Genomic DNA, 26,296 nt, shown 5'->3' on the forward strand with positions numbered 1-26,296 from the left:
TCAAGTGTCTTCATGGTATGAAGAACGTAGATTTCTGGAGAATAAGATTCTGTCGATTATCCGGGATTTTCAGGGAATGCACGCTCGTCACGTGGATAGAAATGCTTTATATGGAGAACGTCATACGTATAAGTTACTCGCATAAGCAGGCTGTTTGAGCTGACAGACCTATTTGAGTGGAGGATATATCATGGCAGTTGAAAAGCCCCACATGAATTTAGCAGTAATCGGACACATCGACCACGGGAAGTCTACTACCGTCGGCCGGCTGCTCTTTGAGACGGGAGCCGTACCGCCCCACATCATCGAGACGTACAGAAAGGAGGCTGAAGCCAAGGGTAAGGGCTCATTCGAGTTCGCCTGGGTTATGGACAGCCTCAAGGAAGAGCGTGAGCGTGGTATCACCATCGATATCGCCCACAAGCGGTTCGATACCGACAAGTTCTATTTCACCGTCGTGGACTGCCCCGGACACCGTGACTTCGTCAAGAATATGATCACGGGAGCATCCCAGGCAGACGCCGCACTCTTGATCGTCGCCGCACCCGACGGTGTGATGGAGCAGACCAAGGAGCACGTCTTCCTTTCCCGCACACTCGGCATCAACCAGTTGATCATCGGCATCAACAAGATGGACGCCGTCAAGTACGACGAGAAGCGTTTCAACGAGGTTAAGGAGCAGTTATCCCAGTTGCTCAAGATTGTCGGTTACAAGCCCGACAGCATCAGCTTCATCCCGATCAGTTCGTTCGTCGGCGACAACATCTCGAAGCCCAGTGCAAATACCCCATGGTACAAGGGACCGACGGTGCTCGATGCGCTCAACGCGCTTAAGGAACCCGAGAAGCCCACAACCCTGCCCATGCGTCTCCCGATCCAGGATGTCTACTCCATCTCCGGTATCGGAACGGTGCCCGTCGGCCGTGTCGAGACCGGTATCATGAAGAAGGGAATGAAGGTCAGCTTCATGCCCGCGAACAAGGAGGGTGAAGTCAAGTCCATCGAGATGCACCATGAGGAGATCCCGCAGGCGCTCCCGGGCGACAACGTCGGGTTCAACGTCCGTGGCATCGGCAAAGGGGACATCCGCCGCGGCGATGTCTGCGGTCCCGCCGATGTGCCGCCGACCGTCGCAGACGAGTTCATCGCACAGGTTGTCGTGCTCCACCACCCGAGCGCCCTGACAGTCGGTTACACCCCGGTCTTCCACTGCCACACCGCTCAGGTTGCGTGCACCTTCGTCGAACTCCAGAAAAAACTCGACCCCCGCACGGGTCAGGTCAAGGAAGAGAACCCCACGTTCCTCAAGACCGGCGATGCCGCGATCGTCAAGATCAAGCCGACCCAAGCCATGGTCATCGAGAAGGTCAAGGTTATCCCGCAGCTTGGACGGTTCGCCGTTCGTGATATGGGCTCCACCATTGCCGCAGGCGTGTGCATCGACATCACGCCCAAGCAGATGAGATAAGAAGGTACCCATAATTTTTTGGTGGTAGATATGCAGAAGGCCAGAATACGTCTTTCCGGAACCGATTTTGAAAAGATCGAGATGGTCTGTGATAGGATCAAAGAAATAGCAGAGCGTACCGGCGTCAATCTGGCAGGCCCAATTCCGCTGCCCACGAAGAAACTCGTCGTGCCCACCAGGAAAAGCCCTGACGGCGAAGGTACCGCAACATGGGACCGCTGGCAGATGCGGGTGCACAAGAGGCTCATTGACATTGACGCCGACGAGCGCGCACTGCGCCAGTTAATGCGTATCCAGGTTCCAAAGGACATCGGCATCGAAATTGTGCTGGAGAGTTGAGGTGGGAGCGGCGTGAAGACCGCCGTGGTCACGGCCCGAATCCGTGAACGACTCTCATTCGAGGGGATTTTCCTCCTCATATTTCTGGCCGCAATTATTCTTCGCTTTTACACTCTCGACTTAAAGCTTTTTCATCACGATGAGGCTATTCACGCGTGGTTCTCCTATAAACTCCTGACCGAAGGGACCTATATCTACGATCCCATGTACCACGGGCCGCTGCGCTACTACGTCACGGCCGGGATGTTCGCGCTCTTCGGGGATTCCGACCTTGTAGGAAGGCTCATCCCGGCGCTGCTCGGCACCCTGCTCGTCCCGCTGCTCTACCCGATCTACAGACTCGGCTACCTCGATAAGAAGCAGACCCTGGTAGCGGCGCTTTTCCTCGCCGTATCGCCGAACATGGTCTACTTCTCACGGTTCCTCCGGGACGATCCCTTCATCATCTTCTTCACGATGGTGCTCCTCATCGCCCTTCTCTACTACTTCGAGCGGCAGAAGACGCGGTATGCACTCCTTGCCGGGGCGGCGGTCGGCCTCGGGATGTCCACGATGGAGAACATGCCGATAGTCATCCTGATCTTCGGAGCATACCTCCTTTACCTGGTCTGGACAGGAAAGGTTCGCCTTCCGACCCGCTGGGTCCGGGACCTCGCGCTCGGCGTCCTCCTCGCAGTCGGAATCGCGGCAGTCTTCTATTCGTCGTTCGGCGCCCATCCGGAGATGGTTCTGGACTGGTGGCTCCGGGCCATCGAGCACTGGACCGCCATGCACCAGATGCAGCGCCTCGGAGGACCGCCGTACTTCTACATCCTGCTCTTCATCCTCTACGAGTTGCCGATCCTGCTCCTCGCCATAGTCGGGGTCTTCCAGTTCATCAACATCCCCGCCCTTGTCTCTCAGTGGAGAGAGCGGAAGAGCCGCCATGCAGGAACCCCTGAGGATGGAGAAGGGGCCGAGGAGGCGGAAGAGGGGGTCCCGGAGGTTGCAGCCCCCCCCCCCATCCAGCCACAGGGCTGGAGGGACCGACTCCGCGAGATCCTTTCGGGCGGCGGGGAGATCCGGCCGATAGACCGGCAGAAGGAGTTCGCACGGTTCGCCATCATCTGGATGCTGCTCTCAATGACAGCCTACGCCTACATCGGCGAGAAGGTGCCGTGGCTGATCCTCCACCAGCTCCTGCCCATGATCTTCGTCGCGGTCTATGCGATGACCACGAAGAAGGCGGTCGTCGCCGTCGCGGCAAGCATCTTCCTGGTCGTCATGATGTTCCATGTGGCGTTCACCCCCGCAGACATCAACGAGCCTATCGTGCAGGTGCAGAACTCCGAAGACCTGCGGGAGGTCTTTAGAGTGATCAATGCCGCGGACCGGGTAGCGATCGCGACCGAGAATTATTGGCCGCTGCCCTGGTATTACCGGGGTGAAAACGCCTCGAAACTCAGTTACTACAGTCAGAAGGTAAGCGAATCGACGATCTACAGCGGCGATTACGACGTCGTGATCACCCATGATGCCGACACCTATCCGACCCTCGACGGCTACGTTAAGGAGACCTACCGGCTGAACTACTGGTTCTCGTATGAAGAGAATAAGGATCGGCTGATCGAGTATTACTTCCTGCGGGACGGGAAGTCGGGGAGCAGAAACATCGAGGTCTTCTCGAAGGTTCCCGGAGGGCCGACCGCCTGAGACCCGATGCAGGGCGGCCCCCCTGCCGACGCTCTTTTGAGATCCGATACTTCGCTCAAGCAACGGCTCTGTAGGAAGCCCCCGGAGGTCAAACTACCGCATTCCGGGGTCCGGGTACTGCTGACTCCCGTTACGGCGTCGCGGGAGACCGTATCGTTGCCGGACGCTCACATGACCGAAGCCCGGAAGATCGCGAGATTTCAGGGCTACGGATATCGTCATGACTGCCCCCGGCCCCCCGGGAGGCGAATAGCCGCTACGTTCCACTGCACGGAATATATCTCCAGAAGGACGTACGGATACCCTCCTGCGGGAGGGGGAAAATCCCCCTCGAAATCCTCCAGGTTTCTCAAGCTCGCTACGCTCGCACTCCACTCTCCGGCCTTGTCGACCCCACCCCTCCCGCACCTGCGGCGCTCCTCCCCCGTCCCCCCTTGGTGGGGGGGCGAGGGCAGTCATGGAGATATCCGATGAAAAATCGATTACGTCCTTCGAGGATGCACAATAAGGGACAATGAAATACCTTATTCCGGGACCGCCCCGGGTACTGTTTTTCATCAGGTTTCCCTTTGATCGCGCCTCAAACCTCTCCGGAATTTTCGCGTTTCAAACGTTCCATTTCCCGCATTTCGCACAAGATCACGGTGCTCGAATCTTTGCGTGAGAGTACTTCGCCTCCCCCCCAGGCGTCGGTTTGGGCGTCCCCGGCCTACAAGCCCCCTTGCCATATGCAGGATGAACATGCATTCGACCCAAGGGATGCCGTTCATCCGTACGGGCTGAGGATCGATTATGGCGGCAAGAAAAACGTCCAGTCAGAGACACTGGTGCCCCGCGAATACTCAAGGTCCGGGAGGGGCAGGATACGGACGAAAAAAGCTGGTGTGGAGAAGAGGGGAGTTAGTTGCCGGGGTCACCCGAGTTCGTCCCAGCCGGTCCTCTTTCGGTAGATCACAACACCCACAACGATCAGGATGATGACGACCCCGATGCCGATGTAGAGGAGGAGGTTGCCGCCGAGGCTGAATCCCTCACCGAGCTTCTCCCGGAGGGCGTTTGCATCGGTCAGGGCCTCGTTCGCCTTATTCAGACCATCGGCTGCCTTCGAACGCGCGAGAGAGTAGTTGTTCGCGTTCAGGGCATCCTTTGCCTGGGAGTAGAACTGGACGGAGCTCTCGCGCTTGGTCATGATGGCGACCACCTGCGGGTCGCTCGCCATCGAGCGGTTCTCGACGAAGTAGGTGATCATCCCGTCGAGAGACTCGATTGTCGCGGCGGCGTTCGAGACCTCCTTCTCGGCCCATGCCCTATCGAGGAGCGACTTCGCCTCGTCTATATTCTTCGTGGCGGTGGTGATGTAACCCGCTGCCTGTGACGGACTTGCCGCCGCGGCGCTCGTGAGCGCCTGGCTCGCGGCGTTGTACTTGGTCTGTGCGGCAGAGACGTCCACGCCCTCTCCGGCCTTTCCATCCATGTCGGCCTTCAGGTCCTTGAGGCGCTGCTGCTGGGCGGAGAGAGAATCCTCGACCTGACCCGCGCTCACAACGTCCCGGGTCACGGAATGAGTGTCCTTCACATCTTTATCCCGCAGGTGCTCGATCTTGGTCACCAGAATCGTTCCGCTCGCACTCGAAGGGACGGTGCCACGCACCTTAATGTCCAGTTCGGTATCACCCTGACCGTAGTCGATCTCGAACTCCAACAGGACCGGGTAATACCCGGCCTTCTTGATTGGGGTCCCAACCCCGTCGTGGTAGACCGTTATGTCCCAGGAGGGATTTTGCAGCCCGGTGCTGAGCTCGAACGTCTCATCGCTCAGGTCGGAGGTGATCATATCGTAGGTGAGCACATAACGCGCGCTCACCTGTTGACCGGGTTCGAGAGCGCCGCTCGACGGGTCAACGGTCTCGGTCTTGACGTCGAATGCCGATACAGCCTGCACGAAACAGAAGAGTGCGAGCAGGAGAACAATCCATTTGCCGCTGTTCGCCTTCATAATGCCCCCCTCACTCGAACAGCGGTTCAATGCCGTCATCGAACATAGTCGAGCGCTTTTCCTTCGATTTGATGACATCTTCCTTTGTAGCCTTTGCAATCTCAAGGAGATCGGTGATCCGGGGAGCGTCCCCGATCGTCGCAAGGACCACGACAGCTGCGACGTAGTCGCTCTGCACCGGGTAATCCCCGCCACGCACCTCGACGCCTGCGATGTTCTCCTCCACCCAGCTCTTCGACTTCTCCACACCCTTCCGGTCCATCTCATCGGGCGGGCCCGCGAGAAGAACCAAACCCCGCTCCGCCGTCGAGTAATCGCACGGCAGGGTGAGACGCCCGAGCATGGCACGCCTGACGAGAGCGATGATCTTCGCCGACTTGTCCTCCCCGGTCAGCACCTCTTCGGTCTTCTCCTTCTTGCGCATCAGGCCGGAGAAGAGCCCCTGATTCTGCTTTGTACGCGGGCTGACCTTCTCGCTGATGGCGTATCCGACGGTGCTGATGCCGCCGCCGCGCAGGGTGTTGATGACCTCGCTTGAGTCCACGACCATCTCCCCGACACCCGCCTTACCGACCTCGCCCGCACGGAAGAGCACGCCGAACCGGCGGACGATCTCGTCGTTCAGCCGGTTATAGGCGTCTTTAACGCTCTCTCCCTCGTTCTTCCAGGCGCTGTTGTCGAAGATGAAGGTATTATCCGCCTCGTTCACCAGGGTGCTCAGGGAACGGGCTGCATTGTATGAGTAGAGCCTGCCTTCCTCCGGAGCGGGAAGGATGCCGATCGCGTAGACCGGTTCCCGGTAGATGCGCTTCAGGTGCCGGGCAAGAACCGGCGAGCCCCCGGAACCGGTCCCGCCGCCGAGACCGGCGATGATGACGAAGGCATCGACATCATGCGTCCCCCTCGAGTCGATCGCGTTGATGATGGCGTCGATCTCATCGGCAGTCACCCGTGCACCGGTTACGTTATCGGTCCCGACGCCGTGGCCTTTGACCACCGTCTGCCCGATCAGGAGCCGATCTTTAAGTTCGATATTTTTAAGCCCCATCAGGTCGGTACGTGCTGTGTTGACTGCAATTCCCCTGAAATTCTGGGTCTGCATCCGCTTGTCCTGTCCAATGAACATATCGACAATTTTGCCCCCAGCCTGACCGAATCCTATAAAGAAGACCCTCATTCAGCTTCACACCCTCATATGGACTGGTTAATAATATCGCCGTTTATGTATAAAGACATTGTATACTTTATATTTCAAAAGTGTTCTTATAATTTTCAGTACATAGTGATGAGCAATGAAGATCTGCGTCGTAGGGGGAGGGTTGTGCGGACTTGTCTCGGCTCTCGAACTTGCCGAAACACACCAGGTAGATCTCTTCGAAAAACGCCCCATTCCGGGAGGATGCCTCAGTTCGTACCGGATTGACGATTACTGGATCGAAGAGTATTACCACCATTGTTTTGCCGGTGATACCAGCCTTCTCAGCCTATTCGATACGCTGCAGTTGACCGACCGGCTGGAATGGCTTCGAGGGTCCACCGGCTACTACGTCGACGGGACCATCCACCCGCTCACCACCCCGACCGAGATCCTGCGCTACCCCCACCTCACACTCGCCGAGAAAGCCCGCCTCGGCCTGCTGACCCTGCGCTCGCGGCGGCTCGACGTCTCAGCGCTCGACGGCGTCACCGCAAAGGAATATATCCTGGAACATCTCGGTCCCGGCCTCTACGCTTCGTTCTTTGAACCGCTCTTAAAGAGCAAATTCGGGGATCGTGCGGGCGAAGTCTCGGCGGCCTGGCTCATATCCCGCATCGCAATCCGATCCGACCGGGGTGTCCGGGGCGAGCGCCTGGGCTACCTGAAAGGGGGATTCCGACACCTCATCGCCCGACTCGAAGAAGCAGCAGCGAAGCGGGGCGCCTCGATCATGCTCGACTCCCCCGTCACGGAGATCCGGCCAAACGGCGACGGCTGGCTTGTCGACAACGAGGCCTACGACGCCGTCGTCTCGACACTCCCGCTGCAGGTGACTTCGGACCTCACCGGACTCGATATCACCCCGATTCCTTACCAGGGCGCCGCCTGCATGACCCTCGCACTCGACCGGGACGTAACCCGCGGCATATACTGGCTGAACATGAAGGACGCGGCCCCCTATGGTGCGGTGGTCTCGCACACCAACTTCGCCCCGCTCGCGTGGTACGGCGAACATCTTATCTACCTCGCGTCCTACTTCACCGACCGGCTCCCGGAAGGCTTCGAGCAGTCGATGCTCACGGATTTCTGCAGGCGATTTTCCGTCAGCGAAGATGAGGTGCACTGGCACCGGCTCGCTGTCGATAGGTATGCAGGCCCGGTCTACACGACCGGGCTCCGAAATCGCCTGCCTGCCTACGAAGAGCACGGCCTTTTCCTCGCCGGGATGTTCAGCCCCCCGAACTACCCGGAGCGGAGCATGAACGGCTCGGTCGTCGCCGGACAGGAAGCGGCAAAGCGGGTTCTCGCGAGGTTCCCGAATGCGTGAGATCGAGGTGAGCGCCGTCCTGCCGGTCTATAACGACCTTACGGCGCTCAAGACCGCCATACCGCGGTCGCTTGAGGCACTGGAGTCGATAGCCCCGGAGAGGTTCGAACTGATCGTCGCCGAGGACGGGAGCACCGACGGGAGCGCCGAGTTCGTCAGAGCGTACGAAACGAACGACCCCCGGGTCCGCCTGCTTCATTCCGACGAGCGGCTCGGGCGGGGTCGGGCCCTCAATCGTGCGTTTTCCGGGGCAAACGGGTCAATCGTCTGCTACTACGACGTCGACCTTGCCACCGACATGCAGCACCTCGCCGAACTCGTCGGCGCCGTCCGCGACGGCTACGATGCCGCAACGGGCTCCCGTCTCCTCCCGGAAAGCGTAATCACCCGGAGCGGGGGCCGGGAGATCGCGAGCCGCGGCTACAACATGCTGGTCAGGACGATCCTCGGAAGCTCGCTCCACGACCACCAGTGCGGGTTCAAAGCGTTCCGGCGCGACCGGCTCCTCGACCTGCTTCCATCGGTGACCGCAGGCCACTGGTTCTGGGACACCGAAGTGCTGATACGGGCCCAGAAGAACGAATATCGCATAAAAGAACTTCCTGTGAGGTGGCGGCAGGGGGAGGGGACGACCGTGCGCAGAAAAGACGTTGTCGAGATGGGATCGGCGATCTTACGCCTCTGGTGGAGACTCCATGTGGAAAAAGGCTAGCGCGATCGTCATTCCCACCCTGATCGCGATCGGGATCGTCGGCTACATGCTCTACCGCGTCTGGGACGACCTCCTGCTGACGCTCGAACACGCCGTGATACCCTTCCTCTTTGCCGCCGTCGGGATCTGCGTCGTCGCCTGGGTCCTCCGGGGGTTCCGGTACCGGTTCATCCTGAACGGCCTTGACATCAGAGAGAGTCTCGGGTTCTCGATCGCCTGCATCTTCGTCTCCCAGACGGCGAACCTCATCATCCCCGCACGCCTCGGCGACTTTGTGCGGATGCTCATCCTCAAGCACGAGGACGACGCCACCTACTCGCAGGGGTTCTCATCCATCGTCGTCGAGCGCGTCTTCGATATCATAATGATCGCGGTGCTCGGCGCCGTCGCGCTCCCGTTCGTCCTCGCGGTGCTCGACGTTCCCGACTGGTTCATCACGGTCATCATCGTCCCCCTCGCCGCAGGCGGCGTCTTCTTTGCCGTGCTCCTCTGGTCCGGCAGACTGAAGTCCGAGAACCGGATCGTCGTTGCCATCCAGAGGATGCTCGACGAGGTGAAGCAGGTCTCCCTCAATCCCCGGGCCCTTCTTACCCTCGGCGGGTCCTCGCTCCTCATATGGCTCGTCGATGTGCTGGTCTGCTACGCGGTCGTCCTGATGTTTCGGGAGTCAGTCCCGTTCGCCATCGTCGTCCTTGCAATCGTCATCGGGAACCTCGTCAAGGCGGTCCCGATCACCCCGGGGGGGGTGGGAACCTATGAACTCGCACTCGCGCTGACCCTCGGGCTCGCGGGAACCCCGGTCGCCACGGCGACACTGATCGCCGTCATCGACCACCTGGTCAAGAATCTGGTCACGCTCGTCGGCGGGGTCGGATCGATCTACTACTTAGGCAATTGGTCGATGGACCTCTTAAGAAAGGCTTTTTCCAGGGAGATCGAGAAGGAGGAGACGTTTGGCAGGTGAACTGATTGTCTCCGTGCTGCTCTGGCTTGCGGTTGTCAAACTGCTCCACCTCGGCACCTGGCCGGCACTCGACCGCACCTTCGGCACTCTCTCGGCCGCCGTCGCATACCCGGTATCGGTCCTCCTCTTCACGCTCGGGTCCTGGTACTGTGGACAACTTGGCCTCCCGGTCTGGCTCCCCCTCCTGCCGTTCCTCGCCATAGTCGCCTATGCAGGGTCGCAGGGATTCTACACACGAGAGCGCTTACGATCTGGCCTCACCTGGGACCTCGCCTTCCTGGTCCCTTTCCTCTTCATGCTTGAGGTGCGCTGGATCAACCCGACCATCTCCTACGCCGAGAAGTTCATGGACCACGCAATCCTCGCGTCGATCATGCGGCAGCCGGCCGTCCCGCCGCTCGACCCCTGGTATGCGGGAGGAACGCTCGACGTTTACTACTATCTCGGTTACTGGATGAGCGGAGCGCTCGGGCTTACGGCCGGTGTGCCTTCGACGATAACATTCAATCTTGTCCTCCCGACGGTGCTCGGTCTTGCCGCTGTCTCGCTCTACGCCCTCGGGCATCTCCTCCTTGAGCGCTATCGCTGGCTTCCGGTGCTTGCGCTCTTCCTCCCCAACCCTTCGGCGATTTACCACATCGCGATCGGAGATTCGTGGTTCGATGTCCTCTGGGGGAGCACCCGGACGATCACGAACACGATCAACGAATATCCCCTCTTCTCGATGCTCTGGGGCGACGTACACCCGCACGTCATGAGTTTCTTCAACCAGGGGCTCCTGCTCTTCCTCCTCGTATTTGCCTACATGCGGTGGGGGACCCTCACGGCGCGGGGGCGCGTAATCCTCTCGGGGCTTGCCGCCCTCTCCCTTGGGTCCATGCCCGGGTTCAACTCCTGGGACGTGCTGGTCTACGCCCCGGTCACGCTGGTCTTCGGCCTCCTCGTATGGCGGCGCTACGGGAACTTTTCACCGGACCGGGAGCGGTCCTGGATGGTGCTCGCTGTGGTGCCGCCGCTTGCCATCGCAACATATCTCCCGTTCTACCTGCAACTCAACAGCCCCGGTATCGAAGGGATCGGGATCGTTCCGGTGCCCTCCGATCCGGTGGAGTTCCTGTTAGTCCACGGACTCTTCCTCGCGATCCTCACCGCCTCCTGCGTCCCGGACATCAAAAAGCGCCCTTACCTGCTGCTCGCCGCGGTGCCGTTCGTGCTCGCCGGCTATCCGGCCGCGGCCATCGCCGCCGTCCCGCTGGCCTACCTCCTCGCCCGCCGCCGGTTCTCGGCCGCCGACACGCTCGCCATCCTCGGGCTCCTGATTATCCTCGCCACCGAACTGGTCTACCTTGTGGACAACATGGGGGAGACCTACTTCCGGATGAATACGGTCTTCAAGTTCTATCTCCCCGCCTGGTTCCTGATGGGAACGGCAAGCCTTGCCGTCGTCGGGGAGTGGCTCCGGAACGCCGGAATAGGTCGGCGTATGCCTGCCGGGACAAAATGGGTACTGCCGGTTCTCGCCGCGGCGCTCCTCCTTGTTGCACCTTTCGCGATCAACGTCGACTTCGGCTACGGGAGCCATACCCTGGACGGGGCGGCGTACCTTGAGGGCTCGCATCCGGAAGATGCGGCGGCGATCGCGTTCCTCCGGGATCTTCCCGGCGACCACATCATTGTCGAGGCGGAGGGCGGGGACTACACCTACTACTCACGAGTCTCGTCGTTCACCGGGATACCGGCCGTCATCGGGATGCCGTTCCACGAGTACATGTGGCGCGGGGACGAAGGACGCATAGGCGAGCGGAGCGCCGACGTGCGGGCTATCTATGAACAACCGTCCCGAACTGTCGACCTCGCGCGGGCATACAACGCCACGCTCCTCTACGTGGGTGCAGAAGAGCGCGAACGCTATAATGTCTCGATCCCGACGGATACGCTCGAACTCATCTACGACGCCCGGGGGGTCCAGATCTACCGGATCCCTGCATGATAGCGTAAGCAGCCGCACACACATCTCCGGCCGCCGGAACTGCCGAACGGTATCCTCGTCGCATGAGGGCGAATGACAAACATTTATCAGTCCTCCTATTGACATAATAGAGCGCATTCGATCAGCTACGCTACTGATGAATGATGACGGGGCAGTAGAAATCTGCCCTCGAAAGAGGCGAGTTATGGCAAAGGCATACGTAAAATTCGAGATTCCGGAAGAGATCCAGAATAAGGCCCTTGAAGCCCTTGAGATCGCAAGAGATACCGGCAAGGTGAAGAAAGGGTCCAACGAGGCAACAAAAGCAGTCGAGCGGAGCATCGCCCAGCTGGTTCTCATCGGTTCGGACGTTGAGCCTGAAGAGATTGTAATGCATCTGCCGCCGCTCTGCGAAGAGAAGCAGATCCCGTACGTCTACATCACGAAGCAGAACGATATCGGCTCCGCGAGCGGCCTTGAAGTCGGCTCGGCAGCCGCCGCTATCGTCAAGTCGGGCAAGGCGAAGGACCTCGTCGACGAGATCGCAAAGCAGATTGCAGCACTGAGAGCGTGAGGAGTAAGAGCAATGGCAAACGACGGAACGCCCGCAGAAGTTATCGAGATCATCGGCATGACCGGTATGCATGGCGAAGCCCAGCAGGTGAAGTGCCGGGTCCTCGATGGCCCGAACAAGGGGCGGATCATCACCCGCAATACGGTGGGCCCTATCAGGGAGGGGGACATCCTCTCGCTGCTCGAGACCGAGCGTGAAGCCAAGAAACTCTCGAGGCGGTAAACATGGCTGACAAATACGTCTGCAATTTCTGCGGAGAGACGCTCGAACCCGGCACCGGCAAGATGTTTGTCCGTAAAGACGGGACCATCTATTACTTCTGCAGCACGAAGTGCCAGAACAACTACAAACTCGGTCGGGTGCCGCGTCGCGTCGAGTGGACCGCGGCGGGGCGCAAAGCCCGCGGCAAAGAGTGACCGGTATGGAACGCACCTTTGTGATGGTCAAGCCGGACGGCGTCCAGCGCGGACTCATCGGGGAGATCGTCTCCCGGTTTGAAGCCCGGGGACTCAAACTCGCAGGGGCCAGGTTAGAACTCCTTCCCGAAGAACGGGTTATTGAGCAGTACCGCGAGCACCGGGAGAAGCCTTTCTTCCCGGGTCTCGCGGCCTACATCATGAGCGGCCCCTGCTTCCTGATGGCTTGGGAAGGGAAAGGTGCCGTCGCAGTCGTCCGCAGGATGATCGGCGCCACAAATCCTGCCGAGGCTGCACCGGGCTCCATCCGCGGCGACTTCGCCCTCGACATCGGGCGGAACGTGATCCACGCATCAGACTCTCCCGAGAGCGCCGCCCGCGAACTCGGCATCCATTTCGCACCCGGCGAACTGGTCGACTACAAAAAGATCGACGAGTCCGTAATCTACGAGTGAAGCCGTAGACCGCCCGATGCCGGCGGGACCAAACGCATACTTTTTTTCCGGGTCTCCGACGCAAAAACAGCGTGCCCGGATGTGCCTTCGGGCGTCAACAGGATTTGGGTCCATCCGGCCTGAGAAGACCATTCTTGAGGAGATTTTTGCAAAGCCGGATCGTCCGTTCCACCGGCAAACCACAAGGGCTAATATTGGACCTGTCATATACCTGATCGCGAATGGTGGACTTTCTGAGTTTTGCGCTGCTCTGTTTCTCTTCAGTCATCATCATAGTGAACCCGCTCGCAGCCACCCTGATCTTCGTCTCCCTCACGAACACGATGGACGGGCCGGCAAAACTCAAGGTCGCACATGATGCAAGCCAGTTCGCCCTGATCGTCCTGTTGATATTCACGTTCGTGGGCGGATGGATTCTGCAACTCTTCGGCATCTCCATCGAAGCATTTCGTATCGCAGGCGGTCTTCTTCTCTTCGGGATCGGCATGGACATGGTCTACGCAAAGACCTCGCGGGCCAAGATGACCGCTACCGAGAAGTACGGGGGACAGGACACGGACGACATCGCCATCATGCCGCTTGCGATTCCGATGATTGCGGGGCCCGGCGCAATCGCCTCCGTGATCGTATTGATGAACGAGGCGATGCTGATAGGCATCGCCGCAATCGCCGTCGTACCGCTTGCCGTTGTCACAGCGATCGGGATCACCTACTACATGATGCAACGATCCGATCTCATCGTCCGGCGCATCGGCCAGCGGGAGTTTCGTGCCGTCAACCGGCTGATGGGCATGCTCCTCATCGCGATTGCAGTCCAGTTCATCATCGTAGGGCTTCGGGCCGCATTCCCCATACTCTCCGGAGGCTCCGTATGAAACCCGACCGGACATTTCTCGGGGCGGTCCTCGTCAGCAGTTGCATCATTGCAGGCGGGCTCCTCATTGGAGCACGGATATTCGCAGTTGAGGTCCCGTTCGCCCCGTATATCATGGTGGTACTCGCCGCACTCGTCGTCCTCGGCGCCTTCGTGCTCATCCTCTCCTGCAGGGACCGGGACGAAATTCGGTCGCCCCAGCGATGACAAGGATAGCGCTCGCCCAGGTTGCCGGCGGTCGGGGCGACCCGGCCAGGGTGCTCGATGCGGCAGGCCGGATGGCCGGGGAGGCCGCGGCGGCCGGAGCATCGCTTATCTGTTTTCCCGAACAGTTTGTAACCGGCTGGTCCCCGACGGTCTCTCCCGCCGCCGGAGAGTCCGTGGACGGCCCGCTCGCGGCGGCCTTTCGGGATGTGGCGCAAAAGAACGATATCGCGGTCGCAGGGTCGATCGTCGAAACGGTGCCGGGGCGCCTCCCCCGAAATACCGTCGTCGTGCTGGATGCAGGCGGCGAACTCCTCGCTGCCTATGCAAAGATCCACCTCTTCTCTCCCGATGGAGAAGACGACAACTACGCTGCAGGCGACCGGATCGCAACTTTCACCGTCGGCGGAATGACGTTCGGGCTTGCCGTCTGCTACGACCTCCGGTTCCCGGAACTCTTCCGGATCTACGCGCTCGCCGGGGCGGAGTGCATGCTGGTGCCGGCTGCATGGCCCTGCTCGCGGCTCTCCCACTGGGAGACCCTGCTTTCCGCACGCGCCATCGAGAACCGGTACTACGTGGCCGGGATCAACACGGCCGGCGGGCCGGGCGGGATTTACTGTGGGAGATCGCTCGGCGCCGACCCGGACGGCACGGTCATCGCCCGGTGCGGGGCCGGCGAAGAAGTCCTCATTATGGAACTGGACCCGGGGGCGGTTCGTGAGGCCCGGATCAGGCTCCCTTCACTTTCAGACCGCAGAAGCGACCTTTATCACAGATTGCTCTCTAAACTCTAGAGATCGTCCATGCGGGGTGACCAGCACGTATCTCTCAGTCTCGCCACGGCCGGACTCGTAATTGCTCCCTGGGCTCCCGTCCTCGACCCGGTCAGGATTGCCGTTCTTTTCTTCGGCGTATTCGTCGGATCGCTCGCACCGGACGCGGACGCCGTCGATGCAGCGATATTCAACGGCAGGATCGGCGGACTGAAAGGAAAGAGGGGGCAGGTCTTAAACGGCCTTGCCGTGGTGCTTCCAATCTTCGGCTATACCATCAGGTATCTCATCTACTACCCGCTCTCCCTTGTATTCTCGCTGCTCCTCCGGAAGAGCTACCGGCACCGGCACCGGGGGCTGCTCCACTCGTTCGCGGGCATCGGACTGACCTCCCTGATCCTCTCCGGCTACCTGGCCCTCATCCTCACCTGGCTCGGCGGACCTCTGACACTCCTCCCCGCCTTCGGGTGTGCATTCTTTGCGGGGTGCGTCCTCCACCTCGTTGAGGACACCTGCACCCGGGCCGGCATCGCCTGGTTCTACCCCTTCTCCCGGAGGCGGATAGCAGGCAGCATCCGGACACAGGGGGGTCTCGAAGTGCGTCCGGCAGCCTTCGCCGTCGTTCTCGTGCTGGCGGCGGCCGGAATGCTCATTGCACCGTTCGTGACCACTGCATCGTCCGAGGACCTCAGGCTTCTTGCGCTCGCCGGCACTATTGTCCTCTGGCTCCTCTTCATGCTCATCTGCCGCGTCCGGCGCGAGCGGCGCGGTTGAACCGGTCGACGGAACCCGGCGCCGATCCGGGATACCATATCTATACGTATTCGGGCGATCAACGGTTTTCTATGTACCGTCTCGTCTGTGTTCACTGTGGTGCAACTTACACGCCGGACCAGATCATCTATACCTGCAGCCGTTGCGGACACCTGCTGACCGTCGAATACGACCTGGACGGCATTGACGTCTCCCGGGATGAATGGAACCGGCGCCCCCTCTCGGTCTGGCGCTACCGGGAGATTCTTCCGGTCAGGGGCGAGCCGGTCTCTCTCCAAGAAGGAGGCACGCCGCTCTACCACTTAACGAAGATCGGTAAGGAACTTGGTCTCTCCGAACTCTACGCAAAGCATGAGGGGATGAACCCGACCGGCTCGTTTAAGGACCGCGGCATGACCGTGGGCGTCAGCATGGCCCGCGAACTCGGGATGACCAGCGTCGCCTGCGCGAGCACCGGGAACACCTCGGCAAGCCTTGCCGCCTACGCGGCGAAGGCCGGCCTCCCCTGCGTCGTCCTCCTGCCGGCGGGGAAGGTCGCCCTCGGCAAGGTCGCTCAGGCACTTATGCACGGCGCGCGGGTCATCTCCATCCGCGGCAACTTTGATCGGGCACTCGAGATGGTACATGAGCTCTGCATCAGCCAGGGCATCTATCTCTTAAATTCGGTCAATCCTTACCGTCTGGAGGGACAGAAGACGATCGGGTTTGAGGCCGTCGACCAACTCGGCGGCGAGGTGCCCGACCGGATGGTCCTCCCCGTCGGAAACGCGGGCAACATCTCCGCGGTCTACAAGGGTCTCCGCGAACTTGAGGCGCTCGGGTTCATCGACCGTCTGCCGATGATGACCGGCATCCAGGCGGCCGGCTCGCAGCCGCTGGTGAAAGCGATAGAGCAAAACCTCGACGTACTGGTCCCGGAAGCCGCCCCCGAGACCGTTGCGACCGCAATCCGGATCGGCGCTCCGGTAAACGCGGAGAAAGCGCTTGTCGCCATCCGCGCAACCGGCGGGACGGCGGCGGCCGTGACGGACGAAGAGATCCTTGCCATGCAGCGGGACCTCGCAAGAAAAGAGGGCATCGGCGTCGAGCCCGCTTCTGCAGCTTCGGTTGCCGGAATACGGAAACTCGCCGAACTCGGTCTGATCGATAAGGATGAGCGGATCGTCTGCGTGGTGACCGGGCATCTCTTAAAAGATCCTGAAACAGTGGTACGACAATGCGAACCTCCCCTCGAGATCGACGCGGACCTGCAGTCATTGCTCTCTGTCTTGCGCTGATCCTGGTCAGCACCCCGGTTGCGGCCGGGGAGGCCGCCTTCCGGGTGGTCTCCGACGGCACCGCCTATGAAGCATCGGTCGAGGTTACGGGGAGCGAGCACGCCTTCTGGACCCCGGGACTGATGGGGGAACGGGTCCCGCTCCTGGTCGAAGATATCGAAGTGCTCGGCCCCTCGGGACCGGTTGAATACAAGGATGCGGGCCGGGGTGTCATCACCTTCCCGGAGGGGAACTACACCGTCACCTACCAGGCTCCCGTGAGAAACAACCACCTCGTGGCGGCATTCGATGACCCGTACGCCGTAACCGTCACCCTGCCCGAGGGGCTCGACGTAAGAAACCCGCTTATCGGCATGATCAGCCCTGGAGGAGTCGTCTCCTCCGGGACGAACGGAACCGCAGAGATCGCCTGGAACCGGACGACGGGCGTGGAGGTCCGCTATTATACCCCCGACCGCGAGATCCTGCTCACCACGTTCGGGACCATATGGCTCGCGGTCGCGCTCACCATGCTCCTCCCTCTCCTCCTCTCGCGGCGGAGGGGCGGGGGATGATCGATATAATCGTTGCGTCGTTCCTGATCGGGCTCTCCGGGGCCGCATCGCCCGGACCCATGACCGCCTCGGTCCTCGGCCTCGGTTCGCGGCGACCGGCGCCGTTCGTTGCAGGGCTTGTCGCAGGGCACGGCATCCCCGAGGCCGTCATGGTCGCGGCCATAGCCTGCGGCGTGCGCGACGTCCCCTACATCGATTTCATCGCTCTCCTCGGATCGGGCGTTCTCATCACACTCGGTATCGGGCAGTTTCTCCACGCGGAAGAAGTCGCCGTCGTGAACGAAGAGGCCCGGATGCCGGTTGCATTCGGGGTGGCCTGCACGCTCGGCAACCCCTACTGGTGGGTCTGGTGGCTCACGTTCGGCGTCGGGTTTCTCGCACTCCACCCGTCGTTTGGCGCGTTCTACGTCGGGCACATCGGTGCGGACATCGCCTGGCTCGGGCTCCTTGCTCTTGCCGTCTCACGGGGAGCGAACGTGCTCGGTCCCCATTACAAACGAGTGGTGCAGGCGAGCGGGATCGCCATGATGCTCTTCGGACTGTACTTTATCTGGACGATCCTTTCGGCCTGATCCCGGGCCTTCTGTCGGTGGTCCCGAACTCCGACGATGCGGGCACAGTACTTCGCTAAAGTAACGTTCTGAAGAAGCTCCCGGAGGTCAAACTACCGAATTCCGGGTGCGGCCGACTCCCGTTAAGGCGTCGCGGGAGACCGTATCGTCGCCGGACGCTAACATGAGCGATAGCACCGATTCTGGAAGATCGCAAGTTTTGGGGGGGAACGACTGGCCGACGGGCAGGAGTTTGAGAAGACCGATGATCTCGTACTCGTTGCCACCTCTTTTGTGCCGGCCGGGGAGTTGAGGGAGTTCTGTGCGGATTCTAAAATGAGCGAATTCCTGAGGTACATTGCGGCCGTCGGGTGCGATCACAAAACAGCGTCGCAACCGCTATCGGCGGGTCGAAACATCCAGGAGATATACCTGCTTTAAGGTTTGTACACTCATCGATTCGCCAGACACGCGGGACGCCGGAAAAAAAGCGGCCGGCCGGATGGACGGACATTTAACGGAGGAGAACACGGCATTCGACGGAATCTTCATTATTCGAGAGCAGTTCCGGAGTAGATCTTTCATCCGGTCGGCCTTATCGTGATTGACCCCGGAACAAATCCATTACCCTATGGAGATAGGCACCCTCACCAGGACCGGACGGTTCGGACCTCATTTGAGGTCCCGGTTCTGGATGGATCGACCTGCGTCTTGTCATATCACCTCCTGCGGCAGCCTCATGCCTTCATTGTTCAGACAACAATGCCTGCGGACCGGATTGTAGCAACCGGCGGTGCGAAGAACGGAAGAAGGTTTCCCGATCAATCCCACCCGGCTTCGGCCCGGGAGGCCGCTCTCCGATAGTATGATGAATAATATCATACGTAACATCGGATAACAAATAGTTCTAATGAAGTGGAACTATTTATAGGTTACCGTCGATGAAACACCGGCACTACTGGTGGCTCCCGGGAAAAGGGGTCGTCCGATAGACGGCCAGCCTCGTGCGGGCTCGACCAAAAAAAAATGTGAAGGGGTCCCGTCGCCGACCCGGTTTACTCCGAAGGCTCTTTCCGCTTGATGTCTATCCCGAACCGTTCGGCATTCGCATCGGCGATCGCCTGGATCTTTGCGATCTCATCGTCCCGCCGGGCGGGCTTGAAGAGGTGCCGGAACCGCTTCTGTTTTGAGAGGTACTCCTCGACGGGTTTTCGCTTCACTTTCTTTACCTTCTCTACCGCGCCGTCGACCATTTCGTAGTTCACCCAGAGACCGGTCTCGATGGCGAGTTTTCCCATGGCGAGCGTCTCCCCCGACTCAAAGCCCCACCCCGTGCAGCAGGGGGTGTGCACCTGGATGTAACAGGGCCCGGGGGTGTTGATCGCGCGCTCGACTTTCTGGACGAAGTCGTTCGGGTAGGCGATCGAAGCGGTTGCCACGTACGGCGCACCGTGGGCGGCGAGGATCGCGGGCATGTCCTTCTTCTGATGCACGTTACCGGGAGAACACTTCCCCGCGGGGCTCGTCGTGGTGCTCGCGCCGTAGGGCGTCGCACCCGACCGCTGGATGCCCGTGTTCATGTAGGCCTCGTTGTCGTAGCAGACGTAGGTGATGTCGTGACCGCGCTCGAAGGCGCCGCTGATGCAGAGCATGCCGATATCGAGCGTTGCCCCGTCGCCGCCGATGCAGACGACCTTCTCGCTGCGCCCCTGCCTCTTCAGCGACGCCTCGATGCCCGATGCAACCGCTGCAGGGTTCTCGAAGAGCGAATGGATCCAGGGGACTCCCCACGCGGTCTCCGGGTAGGGCGTGGAGAAGACCTCCATGCACCCCGTCGCTGCGGCAATGATGACGTTCTTTCCGGTCGCCTTGAGGAGGAGACGGGCCGCAAGTGCCGGTCCGCACCCTCCGCACGCCCGGTGTCCCGCCGAGAAGAGCGCGCACCCCTGTTCTACTTCAGCCATTCAGAGCACCTCCGTTCGTAATCCATAGAACATGTCTCCTTTCCCCTTCTCTGCGAGGTCGACAACCGCGGCGATGTCCCGCTTCCGGACATCGCGGCCGCCGAGGGCGATGATGTAGTCGTATACAGCCGCACCGGAACCCTGGAGCGCCGCTTTCACTTCGGTACCGACCGCTCCCCCGCAGCCGAGCGAGATGTTCCGGTCAAGCACCGCCACCGTCGAGGCACCCTCGAGCGCATCCGCAATCTCCCGGGCCGGGAACGGCCGGAACATCCGGATCTTCAAGAGTCCCACCTTCCGGCCGTGCTCGCGCATCTCGTCGACGGCGTCTTTGATGGTGCCGCAGATGGAGCCCATGGCGACGAGCACGGTCTCAGCATCCTCGAGGCGGTAGCCCTCCACAGGATCGGAGTAGTCCCTGCCGAACTGCTCGCCGAACGCACGCCCTGCTTTCGCAAACGCCTCTCCGGCACGGTGCATCGCCCGGTCGACCTCGTAGCGGAACTCCATGTAATACTCGGGCGTCGCATACATCCCGAAGCTCAGCGGCGCCTCGGCGTCCAGCCGCTGATACGGGTTAAAAGCGGGCAGGTAGGCGTCCACCTCTTCCTGGGTGGGGAGGGAGACCGGTTCGTAGGTGTGCGAGAGGATGAACCCGTCGAAACAGACGAAGGCAGGGAGGAGGATATCGTGATCTTCGCAGACCCGGTAGGCAATCATATGGAGATCGGCAGCCTCCTGGTTGTCCTCCGCGTAGAACTGCAGCCACCCGGAGTCGCGCAGGGATATCGAGTCCTGCTGGTCGTTCCAGATGGAGAGCGGCGCACCGAGCGAGCGGTTCGCAATCGTCATCACGATCGGCTGGCGCATCCCTGCCACGTTGAAGCAGACCTCAAACATCAGGGCGAGACCCTGGGAGGTCGTGGCCGAGTAGACCCGGGACCCGGCCGCGCTCGCACCGAGGCAGGCGGAGAGGGCGGAGAACTCGCTCTCGACCGTGATGTACTCGGCATCGATCTCACAGTTCGCCACCATCTGCGCAAGGTCTTCGACGATGTGCGTCTGCGGCGTGATTGGATACGCTGCAATCACCTGCGGACGACAGCGTTTCACGATCTCGGCCACCGCGTGCGACCCTTCCATAAACTCAAGCATTATTTCTCCTCCTTCTCCATCCGGATGCATTTCTTCGGGCAGACCTCTGCACAGATGCCGCAACCTTTGCAGTAATCGAGGTCCGGCTCGAACGTGCCCTCCTCCGTCTCGTGGACGCACCCTTCAGGGCATACCATAGCGCACATGCCGCACTTCGTGCACTTCTCAGGTTCAAAGGTAGGTTTGAAGACCCGCCAGGCGCCGGTCTTATTCTCGAGCGCCCTGCCCGGCGGCGCGACGCAGCCGACCCGCAACGCCATTACGCGGCACCTCCGATCAGGTCGTATGCGCGCTCCGCCGCCTTGATGTTTTTATCGGCCAGAGCCCCGGAGAAACGGCTCCGCAGCGCGTGCTCCAGCGGCTCCAGTTGTATCTCGCCGGTGGCTGCGGCGAAAGCGCCCATCAAGGTGGTATTGGTGATGGGCACACCCAGTTCTTCGAGCGCGATGGTGGTCGCATCGATGGTGTAGACCTTCACGCCCTCCGGGACCCGGGCACCGAAGTCGGGCTTCTCGGTATTGACGATGGCGATGCCGCCCGCCTTCATGCCCATGAAGACATCTACATCCTTGATCAGGGTCGGGTCCTGCACAATGATGTAGTCGGGCTCGTAGATCTGGCTGCGCAGCCGGATCTTTGCATCACTGAAGCGGACGAAGGCCTGAACCGGGGCGCCCCGTCGCTCTACGCCGAAGGCCGGAAACGCCTGGGCATACACGCCGCCTTCAAATGCTGCGAAAGCAATGAGCTCGGCGGCGGTCACGGAGCCCTGGCCCCCCCTGCCATGTATGCGTAACTCTCTCAAACAAAAACCCCCTTTAATCTTAATGATTAATAATATAAATACACCGGCGCTCAGTCCACGGCCGGGTTCCGGGCATGTCGGAACGTTCATCGCCCGCAGGCGATTTAAAAGCGCTCTTCCGGTTCCGGCAACAAGAGAGAAAAACCCGGGGGGGTGCCGGGACAAGTTCCCGTTTACTGAACGTTGGCGAGGCGGCTCTTGATCTCCTCAATGGTGCAGTGCCTCACTTCCATCAGAGCGGAGACGACTGCATCGGAGAAGACCAGCGCGGCGGTCTCAAAGAGCGTCCCGAGAGGGGCAAAAGAGCCGGACACCGACCGGTACTGACCGGTAAGCTGGCGGATCTCGAAGTCCTGCGGAATATCCGCATCCTTGAGCTGGTTATTCCCGATCTCGACGATGCAGTCGGCCATGCGCCCTATGTGCGAGTTCGGTGACGATGTGATGAGGCAGATCCTCCCCCCGATCTCCCGGGCGGTCTCACAGACGTCCACCACGGACCGGGTCTCTCCGGAACCGGAGAAGGCGACGAGCACGTCCCCCGGCCTGAACGCCGGCGTGATGGTCTCGCCGATGACGTAACTCTCAAACCCAAGGTGCATCAGGCGCTGGGCGAACGCTCTCGCGACGAGTCCTGAACGTCCGGCGCCGGCCACATAGACCCGTTTTGCATTGAGGATCTCATCGATAAACCGACCGGCAGTCTCCTGGCTAAGGGCACGCGCCGTCTCTTCGAGACGTGCCGTCATCAGGAGCATGAGGTTGGCGATACTGGGGCACTCCGGCTGCATGTCTCTGGTCCCTCTCTTTTTCAGTGCATTATACAACAACCCGGGGTCACATAAAAGAGTATGGATGGGAAGCACAGCCAAGGTGCGGGTTATCGCTCCACCGCGAGCCCGAGGATCCCGGTTGCTCCCGAGAAGACGTCACGGGCGATCCTGGCAAGCCCCCGGGCCGCGCACCACTCGTCGTAGACGGCAACCTTCCGGGAAAGGAGCGCCTCCACACCCGGTGCAACGGCAGACGCCATGGAGCCGGCGAGGGCGACCTTTGCGCCGGGATTGAGGAGGAGCATCGCGGCGCACTCCATCGCGGCAAACATGGCCATCGTCTCTACCCGGAACTCCGGGTTCATCGTATTGTCCACGCCCGCGTGGAGGAAGGCGTCGTTCGCCGTGGACTCGCCCCGGTCTATCCGACGGATGGCATCCACATCGAGAGCACCGTGCCGGGTGCCGGGCGCAAAGATGCAGGCATCGAATGCACCGACAATCCGGCCGCCGGTCACAAGGAGGGTGACGGTGTTCGAACTCGTGTCGCAGACCACGATATCCCCGCCGAGGTCGTGCGAGACCTCATACAGGATCCCGATTTTCTCGGGGCTCGCCTGGTGGGAGTAGGCCTTGAATCGCGGATCGGTCGGGGATGCACGGTGCAGTCCGGGAATCACGACGGCAGAAAGACCGCTCCTCCTGATCTCGTCGTAGACACGGGTGCCGCCGCCGATATGCTTGCCGGCGCCTTCCCGGGAGACGACGCCCCGGCCGGTAACCTTCCTGATATCGGTGATGGCCGAGATACCGTCGCCCATCGAATAACAGACGGCAATTCCCTCGATCTCGTCGAGAGGAGAGAGGCGGGCAAGATCGTCGGCCGTAAAATGCCGGGCTTCTTCGCGGGAGATCTTATAATCCTCCTCGCCGGTGGAGAAACGCATCGCGGTAGTGCCGTGGTCGATGCCGATAAACATGATACCGTACCTCTTTACATCCGGGGTTGAAGTAAGTTTTCGGATCCCCCGCGGGAAGGGGCAGGAATCAGGCTGCACTACCCTGGTGCCACCATTTCGCCTACTCCTCCGCGCCGACGGCGACAGGAACCGGCAAGGAAAAGACCCGGCGCTCTGGATGGAGCCGTCATCCAGTAACCCTATAGCGGGAGAAGGACATTACTCTATCATGTTCTGTATCGTAACAGGTGGTGCCGGGTTTATCGGTTCACACATCGTCGACGCCCTTGTCGCGGCGGGTGACGACGTGCTGGTCGTCGATGACTGCAGTGCGGGTACCGAGCGGAACCTCGCACACCACAGAGCGAGCGGGCAGGTCACCTTCCTCAGGCGGAACCTGCTCGACGACGGCTGGCAGGAGCGCATCAAGGGCGCCGACCGGGTCTATCACATCGCCGCAGACCCGGACGTCCGGCAGAGCGCCATGACCCCGGAGTCCCAGGTGAGAAACAACATCATCGCCACACACAGGGTACTCGAGGCGATGCGGGCGTATGGCGTGCCGGAACTGGTCTTCACCTCGACCTCGACCGTCTACGGCGATGCCACCGTCATCCCGACGCCGGAGACCTATACCCCGCTCGAACCGATATCGGTCTACGGCGCGACGAAACTCGCCTGTGAGGCGCTTATTTCGTCGTACTGCCATTCGTTTGAGATGCGGTCGTGGGTCTATCGGTTCGCAAACATCATAGGTGAGCGGAGCGGCCACGGCGTCATCTCCGACTTCATCTGGAAACTTCGCAAAAACCCGCACGAACTCGAGATCCTCGGCGACGGCAGGCAGACAAAATCCTATCTGGAGGTAGGAGAGTGTGTCCGCGCCGTGCAGTTCGGGATCGAACATTCCCACGACACGATAAACACCTTCAACATCGGATCTGAAGACTGGATCGACGTCGTCGCGATCGCCGATATCGTCGCAGAGGAGATGGGGCTCTCCGGTGTCCGCTACCGGTTTACCGGCGGTGCACGCGGCTGGGTCGGCGACGTGCCGAGGATGCAGCTCTCGGTCGAGAGACTCAAGGGTCTTGGCTGGCAGTGCAGGACCACCTCGGAAGAAAGTGTGCGCACGGCTGTTCGCGCCATGCTCGAATAACGGCGCACGGGTCCCCTCCAGGATGATTACGCCAAAGAGCATAAGCAATACAACGCCAAACGGAAGTACAGCAATTACCCGGCTATACTTGCAGCCGAATTGAAATATAATATCAAAACAGCACGAAGGGCATGCATGAAGTACGTCGTCATTCTCGGGGACGGTATGGCGGACGATCCGCTGGCCGAACTTGGGGGCAGAACACCCCTCGAATATGCAGACACACCGAATATGGACCGCATCGCCCGCGAGGGACGGTGCGGGATGCTCCGGACCGTCCCGGAGGGGTTCGAACCAGGGAGCGACATCGCGAACCTCTGCATCCTGGGCTACGACCCCCGCACCTTCTATACCGGGAGAGGGCCGCTTGAAGCGGCCAATATGGGAGTCGCCCTCCGGGACGGGGAGATGGCCTACCGCTGCAACCTGGTCACGGTTCGGGACGGGAAGATGGAGGACTTCAACGCCGGGCACATCTCGAGCGCCGAGGGTGCCGAACTCCTCCGCGCTCTGGACGCCGCACTCGGGAAGGTCCGGGTCTACCCGGGGGTCAGTTACCGGAACCTGCTGGTCGTCCCGGGGGCGCATGGAGCCGGGACCACCGCACCCCACGACATCGTCGGTCAGCCGGTGGCGGCGTTCCTCCCGCGCGGGGACGATGCTGAGGTCCTCCTCGACAGCATGGAGGTGTCCCGGGAGGTCTTTGCCGACCACCCGGTCAATCTGCGCCGTCGAGAGGAGGGAAAGACCCCGGCAACCGGGATCTGGCCGTGGAGCGGCGGGACAAGACCGTCGCTTACGCCTTTCCTGGAGAAATACGGACTTTCCGGGGGGATGATCTCCGCAGTCGACCTCCTGAACGGCATCGCACGCCTTGCCGGAATGGAGGTGATCCGCGTTCCGGGCGCCACCGGGTTCCTGGACACCGACTACGAGGCGAAAGCAAGGTACGCCGTCGATGCCCTCGACCGCCTCGACTTCGTCTACATGCACGTTGAGGCCCCCGACGAGGCCGGGCACATGGGAAGCGTGGAGGAGAAGGTGCGGGCAATCGAACGGCTCGACGAAGCGGTCGGGATCATCCTCGACCGACCGGACACGACCGTCGCGGTCCTCCCCGACCACCCGACGCCGGTACGGTGCAAGACCCACACCGCGGACCCGATACCGTTTGCGATACTCGGGAAAGGGAGGGACAACGTTTGTGCTTTTTCCGAGCGCGAGGCGGCAGAAGGGTCGTTCGGGCTCATGCAGGCGCCCGATCTCCTCCCTCTGCTCTTCTCAAGATGAACCGGCCCGGAACAGGGTCGGACGACCCGGCACCACCTTTTTGTAGTCGCTGTACACTACACCTATTCAGG

Annotated in this window: 28 protein-coding genes; 20 read left to right on the top strand and 8 right to left on the bottom strand. The window is 60.9% G+C overall.

The window, feature by feature from the left end:
• The first annotated feature begins 190 nt into the window (after nt 1-190).
• From tuf to BP737_RS13840, 3 genes are read left to right on the top strand one after another with little or no spacing between them, the layout of a single operon-like run.
• A complete protein-coding gene (tuf, locus tag BP737_RS13830; RefSeq protein WP_292405655.1) occupies nt 191-1,468 on the top strand; it encodes a translation elongation factor EF-1 subunit alpha in 1,278 nt (425 codons plus the stop codon).
• A 30-nt stretch (nt 1,469-1,498) separates the two neighbouring features.
• The gene (rpsJ, locus tag BP737_RS13835; protein ID WP_011843573.1) at nt 1,499-1,807 is read left to right on the top strand and encodes a 30S ribosomal protein S10; all 309 of its coding nucleotides are present in this window, start codon (nt 1,499-1,501) and stop codon (nt 1,805-1,807) included.
• Between the two features lie 12 nt (nt 1,808-1,819).
• A complete protein-coding gene (locus BP737_RS13840) occupies nt 1,820-3,499 on the top strand; it encodes a flippase activity-associated protein Agl23 (protein WP_292405652.1) in 1,680 nt (559 codons plus the stop codon).
• 913 nt (nt 3,500-4,412) lie between these two features.
• On the opposite strand, the gene BP737_RS13845 is transcribed toward BP737_RS13840, so the two are convergent.
• Both BP737_RS13845 and BP737_RS13850 read right to left on the bottom strand, forming a co-directional pair.
• A complete protein-coding gene (locus BP737_RS13845; protein WP_292405650.1) occupies nt 4,413-5,495 on the bottom strand; it encodes a hypothetical protein in 1,083 nt (360 codons plus the stop codon).
• Nucleotides 5,496-5,505: 10 nt separating this feature from the next.
• Nucleotides 5,506-6,672: a tubulin/FtsZ family protein gene (locus BP737_RS13850; RefSeq protein WP_292405646.1), complete on the bottom strand. Its 1,167-nt coding sequence runs from the start codon at nt 6,670-6,672 to the stop codon at nt 5,506-5,508.
• 115 nt (nt 6,673-6,787) lie between these two features.
• On the opposite strand from BP737_RS13850, the gene BP737_RS13855 reads away from it, so the two are divergent.
• The 15 genes from BP737_RS13855 (at nt 6,788) to BP737_RS13925 (ending at nt 18,141) form a co-directional block, all read left to right on the top strand.
• Complete coding sequence (locus tag BP737_RS13855; RefSeq protein WP_292405643.1) at nt 6,788-8,020, top strand: NAD(P)/FAD-dependent oxidoreductase; 1,233 nt, start codon at nt 6,788-6,790, stop codon at nt 8,018-8,020.
• Nucleotides 8,013-8,732 (top strand): dolichyl-phosphate beta-glucosyltransferase, encoded by a 720-nt coding sequence (locus BP737_RS13860; protein ID WP_292405640.1) that lies wholly within the window; start codon nt 8,013-8,015, stop codon nt 8,730-8,732. The genes BP737_RS13855 and BP737_RS13860 overlap by 8 nt, the downstream gene beginning before the upstream one ends.
• Entirely contained in the window at nt 8,716-9,696 is a 981-nt protein-coding gene (locus BP737_RS13865; RefSeq protein WP_292405638.1) for a lysylphosphatidylglycerol synthase transmembrane domain-containing protein, read from the top strand. The genes BP737_RS13860 and BP737_RS13865 overlap by 17 nt, the downstream gene beginning before the upstream one ends.
• Nucleotides 9,686-11,686 (top strand): DUF2298 domain-containing protein, encoded by a 2,001-nt coding sequence (locus tag BP737_RS13870; RefSeq protein ID WP_292405635.1) that lies wholly within the window; start codon nt 9,686-9,688, stop codon nt 11,684-11,686. Before BP737_RS13865 ends, BP737_RS13870 begins: the two co-directional genes overlap by 11 nt.
• Before the next feature lie 184 nt (nt 11,687-11,870).
• Nucleotides 11,871-12,239: a 50S ribosomal protein L7Ae gene (gene rpl7ae, locus BP737_RS13875; RefSeq protein WP_292405633.1), complete on the top strand. Its 369-nt coding sequence runs from the start codon at nt 11,871-11,873 to the stop codon at nt 12,237-12,239.
• Nucleotides 12,240-12,251: 12 nt separating this feature from the next.
• On the top strand, nt 12,252-12,461 hold the full coding sequence (locus BP737_RS13880) for a 30S ribosomal protein S28e (RefSeq protein ID WP_011843564.1): 210 nt from the start codon (nt 12,252-12,254) through the stop codon (nt 12,459-12,461).
• A 2-nt stretch (nt 12,462-12,463) separates the two neighbouring features.
• Nucleotides 12,464-12,655, top strand: coding sequence for a 50S ribosomal protein L24e (locus BP737_RS13885; RefSeq protein WP_292405630.1), 192 nt, complete (start codon nt 12,464-12,466; stop codon nt 12,653-12,655).
• A 5-nt stretch (nt 12,656-12,660) separates the two neighbouring features.
• Nucleotides 12,661-13,110, top strand: coding sequence for a nucleoside-diphosphate kinase (gene ndk / locus BP737_RS13890; RefSeq protein ID WP_292405627.1), 450 nt, complete (start codon nt 12,661-12,663; stop codon nt 13,108-13,110).
• 221 nt (nt 13,111-13,331) lie between these two features.
• Nucleotides 13,332-13,985 carry a MarC family protein gene (locus BP737_RS13895; RefSeq protein WP_292405624.1) on the top strand — a complete coding sequence of 218 codons (654 nt, stop codon included), beginning with the start codon at nt 13,332-13,334 and terminating at the stop codon, nt 13,983-13,985.
• Entirely contained in the window at nt 13,982-14,191 is a 210-nt protein-coding gene (locus tag BP737_RS13900; RefSeq protein ID WP_292405621.1) for a hypothetical protein, read from the top strand. The genes BP737_RS13895 and BP737_RS13900 overlap by 4 nt, the downstream gene beginning before the upstream one ends.
• On the top strand, nt 14,188-14,985 hold the full coding sequence (locus BP737_RS13905; RefSeq protein WP_292405619.1) for a nitrilase-related carbon-nitrogen hydrolase: 798 nt from the start codon (nt 14,188-14,190) through the stop codon (nt 14,983-14,985). The genes BP737_RS13900 and BP737_RS13905 overlap by 4 nt, the downstream gene beginning before the upstream one ends.
• 9 nt (nt 14,986-14,994) lie before the next feature.
• Entirely contained in the window at nt 14,995-15,738 is a 744-nt protein-coding gene (locus BP737_RS13910; protein ID WP_292405616.1) for a metal-dependent hydrolase, read from the top strand.
• A gap of 71 nt (nt 15,739-15,809) precedes the next feature.
• On the top strand, nt 15,810-17,015 hold the full coding sequence (thrC, locus tag BP737_RS13915; protein ID WP_292405614.1) for a threonine synthase: 1,206 nt from the start codon (nt 15,810-15,812) through the stop codon (nt 17,013-17,015).
• Nucleotides 16,955-17,569: a DUF5803 family protein gene (locus BP737_RS13920; RefSeq protein ID WP_292405610.1), complete on the top strand. Its 615-nt coding sequence runs from the start codon at nt 16,955-16,957 to the stop codon at nt 17,567-17,569. The genes thrC and BP737_RS13920 overlap by 61 nt, the downstream gene beginning before the upstream one ends.
• Nucleotides 17,566-18,141 (top strand): LysE family translocator, encoded by a 576-nt coding sequence (locus BP737_RS13925; RefSeq protein WP_292405606.1) that lies wholly within the window; start codon nt 17,566-17,568, stop codon nt 18,139-18,141. The genes BP737_RS13920 and BP737_RS13925 overlap by 4 nt, the downstream gene beginning before the upstream one ends.
• Before the next feature lie 1,034 nt (nt 18,142-19,175).
• On the opposite strand, the gene BP737_RS13930 is transcribed toward BP737_RS13925, so the two are convergent.
• The 6 genes from BP737_RS13930 to BP737_RS13955 form a co-directional block, all read right to left on the bottom strand.
• Entirely contained in the window at nt 19,176-20,084 is a 909-nt protein-coding gene (locus BP737_RS13930; RefSeq protein ID WP_292405604.1) for a thiamine pyrophosphate-dependent enzyme, read from the bottom strand.
• Nucleotides 20,085-21,239: a pyruvate ferredoxin oxidoreductase gene (gene porA, locus BP737_RS13935; RefSeq protein ID WP_292405602.1), complete on the bottom strand. Its 1,155-nt coding sequence runs from the start codon at nt 21,237-21,239 to the stop codon at nt 20,085-20,087.
• Entirely contained in the window at nt 21,239-21,499 is a 261-nt protein-coding gene (locus BP737_RS13940; protein ID WP_292405600.1) for a 4Fe-4S binding protein, read from the bottom strand. Before BP737_RS13940 ends, porA begins: the two co-directional genes overlap by 1 nt.
• Nucleotides 21,499-22,044 carry a pyruvate ferredoxin oxidoreductase subunit gamma gene (locus BP737_RS13945; protein WP_292405597.1) on the bottom strand — a complete coding sequence of 182 codons (546 nt, stop codon included), beginning with the start codon at nt 22,042-22,044 and terminating at the stop codon, nt 21,499-21,501. The genes BP737_RS13940 and BP737_RS13945 overlap by 1 nt, the downstream gene beginning before the upstream one ends.
• A gap of 173 nt (nt 22,045-22,217) precedes the next feature.
• Nucleotides 22,218-22,835 carry a 6-phospho-3-hexuloisomerase gene (gene hxlB / locus BP737_RS13950; RefSeq protein WP_292405594.1) on the bottom strand — a complete coding sequence of 206 codons (618 nt, stop codon included), beginning with the start codon at nt 22,833-22,835 and terminating at the stop codon, nt 22,218-22,220.
• An 89-nt stretch (nt 22,836-22,924) separates the two neighbouring features.
• Nucleotides 22,925-23,797, bottom strand: a complete 873-nt coding sequence (locus BP737_RS13955) for a methanogenesis marker 12 protein (RefSeq protein WP_292405591.1) — start codon at nt 23,795-23,797, stop codon at nt 22,925-22,927.
• A 208-nt stretch (nt 23,798-24,005) separates the two neighbouring features.
• On the opposite strand from BP737_RS13955, the gene BP737_RS13960 reads away from it, so the two are divergent.
• Both BP737_RS13960 and BP737_RS13965 read left to right on the top strand, forming a co-directional pair.
• Nucleotides 24,006-24,935, top strand: coding sequence for an NAD-dependent epimerase/dehydratase family protein (locus tag BP737_RS13960; RefSeq protein ID WP_292405588.1), 930 nt, complete (start codon nt 24,006-24,008; stop codon nt 24,933-24,935).
• A gap of 135 nt (nt 24,936-25,070) precedes the next feature.
• Nucleotides 25,071-26,225, top strand: coding sequence for a cofactor-independent phosphoglycerate mutase (locus BP737_RS13965; RefSeq protein ID WP_292405585.1), 1,155 nt, complete (start codon nt 25,071-25,073; stop codon nt 26,223-26,225).
• Nucleotides 26,226-26,296 lie beyond the last annotated feature (71 nt).

This window comes from Methanoculleus sp. UBA291 (assembly GCF_002499755.1).
Lineage (GTDB): Archaea > Halobacteriota > Methanomicrobia > Methanomicrobiales > Methanoculleaceae > Methanoculleus > Methanoculleus palmolei.

What these genes read in the sequence shown, in the direction of transcription:
- BP737_RS13955 (WP_292405591.1), bottom strand. Translation starts at nt 23,797, where the DNA reads ATGTTTATCGGCATCGACCACGGCACTACCGCGATGCGTTTCTCCACC.
- BP737_RS13895 (WP_292405624.1), top strand. Translation starts at nt 13,332, where the DNA reads ATGGTGGACTTTCTGAGTTTTGCGCTGCTCTGTTTCTCTTCAGTCATC.
- tuf (WP_292405655.1), top strand. Translation starts at nt 191, where the DNA reads ATGGCAGTTGAAAAGCCCCACATGAATTTAGCAGTAATCGGACACATC.
- BP737_RS13880 (WP_011843564.1), top strand. Translation starts at nt 12,252, where the DNA reads ATGGCAAACGACGGAACGCCCGCAGAAGTTATCGAGATCATCGGCATG.
- hxlB (WP_292405594.1), bottom strand. Translation starts at nt 22,835, where the DNA reads ATGCAGCCGGAGTGCCCCAGTATCGCCAACCTCATGCTCCTGATGACG.
- porA (WP_292405602.1), bottom strand. Translation starts at nt 21,239, where the DNA reads ATGCTTGAGTTTATGGAAGGGTCGCACGCGGTGGCCGAGATCGTGAAA.
- BP737_RS13910 (WP_292405616.1), top strand. Translation starts at nt 14,995, where the DNA reads ATGCGGGGTGACCAGCACGTATCTCTCAGTCTCGCCACGGCCGGACTC.
- BP737_RS13920 (WP_292405610.1), top strand. Translation starts at nt 16,955, where the DNA reads ATGCGAACCTCCCCTCGAGATCGACGCGGACCTGCAGTCATTGCTCTC.
- rpsJ (WP_011843573.1), top strand. Translation starts at nt 1,499, where the DNA reads ATGCAGAAGGCCAGAATACGTCTTTCCGGAACCGATTTTGAAAAGATC.
- BP737_RS13930 (WP_292405604.1), bottom strand. Translation starts at nt 20,084, where the DNA reads ATGGCTGAAGTAGAACAGGGGTGCGCGCTCTTCTCGGCGGGACACCGG.
- BP737_RS13865 (WP_292405638.1), top strand. Translation starts at nt 8,716, where the DNA reads ATGTGGAAAAAGGCTAGCGCGATCGTCATTCCCACCCTGATCGCGATC.
- BP737_RS13850 (WP_292405646.1), bottom strand. Translation starts at nt 6,672, where the DNA reads ATGAGGGTCTTCTTTATAGGATTCGGTCAGGCTGGGGGCAAAATTGTC.
- thrC (WP_292405614.1), top strand. Translation starts at nt 15,810, where the DNA reads ATGTACCGTCTCGTCTGTGTTCACTGTGGTGCAACTTACACGCCGGAC.
- ndk (WP_292405627.1), top strand. Translation starts at nt 12,661, where the DNA reads ATGGAACGCACCTTTGTGATGGTCAAGCCGGACGGCGTCCAGCGCGGA.
- BP737_RS13885 (WP_292405630.1), top strand. Translation starts at nt 12,464, where the DNA reads ATGGCTGACAAATACGTCTGCAATTTCTGCGGAGAGACGCTCGAACCC.
- BP737_RS13860 (WP_292405640.1), top strand. Translation starts at nt 8,013, where the DNA reads ATGCGTGAGATCGAGGTGAGCGCCGTCCTGCCGGTCTATAACGACCTT.
- BP737_RS13845 (WP_292405650.1), bottom strand. Translation starts at nt 5,495, where the DNA reads ATGAAGGCGAACAGCGGCAAATGGATTGTTCTCCTGCTCGCACTCTTC.
- BP737_RS13900 (WP_292405621.1), top strand. Translation starts at nt 13,982, where the DNA reads ATGAAACCCGACCGGACATTTCTCGGGGCGGTCCTCGTCAGCAGTTGC.
- BP737_RS13925 (WP_292405606.1), top strand. Translation starts at nt 17,566, where the DNA reads ATGATCGATATAATCGTTGCGTCGTTCCTGATCGGGCTCTCCGGGGCC.
- BP737_RS13965 (WP_292405585.1), top strand. Translation starts at nt 25,071, where the DNA reads ATGAAGTACGTCGTCATTCTCGGGGACGGTATGGCGGACGATCCGCTG.
- BP737_RS13960 (WP_292405588.1), top strand. Translation starts at nt 24,006, where the DNA reads ATGTTCTGTATCGTAACAGGTGGTGCCGGGTTTATCGGTTCACACATC.
- BP737_RS13905 (WP_292405619.1), top strand. Translation starts at nt 14,188, where the DNA reads ATGACAAGGATAGCGCTCGCCCAGGTTGCCGGCGGTCGGGGCGACCCG.
- BP737_RS13855 (WP_292405643.1), top strand. Translation starts at nt 6,788, where the DNA reads ATGAAGATCTGCGTCGTAGGGGGAGGGTTGTGCGGACTTGTCTCGGCT.
- rpl7ae (WP_292405633.1), top strand. Translation starts at nt 11,871, where the DNA reads ATGGCAAAGGCATACGTAAAATTCGAGATTCCGGAAGAGATCCAGAAT.
- BP737_RS13940 (WP_292405600.1), bottom strand. Translation starts at nt 21,499, where the DNA reads ATGGCGTTGCGGGTCGGCTGCGTCGCGCCGCCGGGCAGGGCGCTCGAG.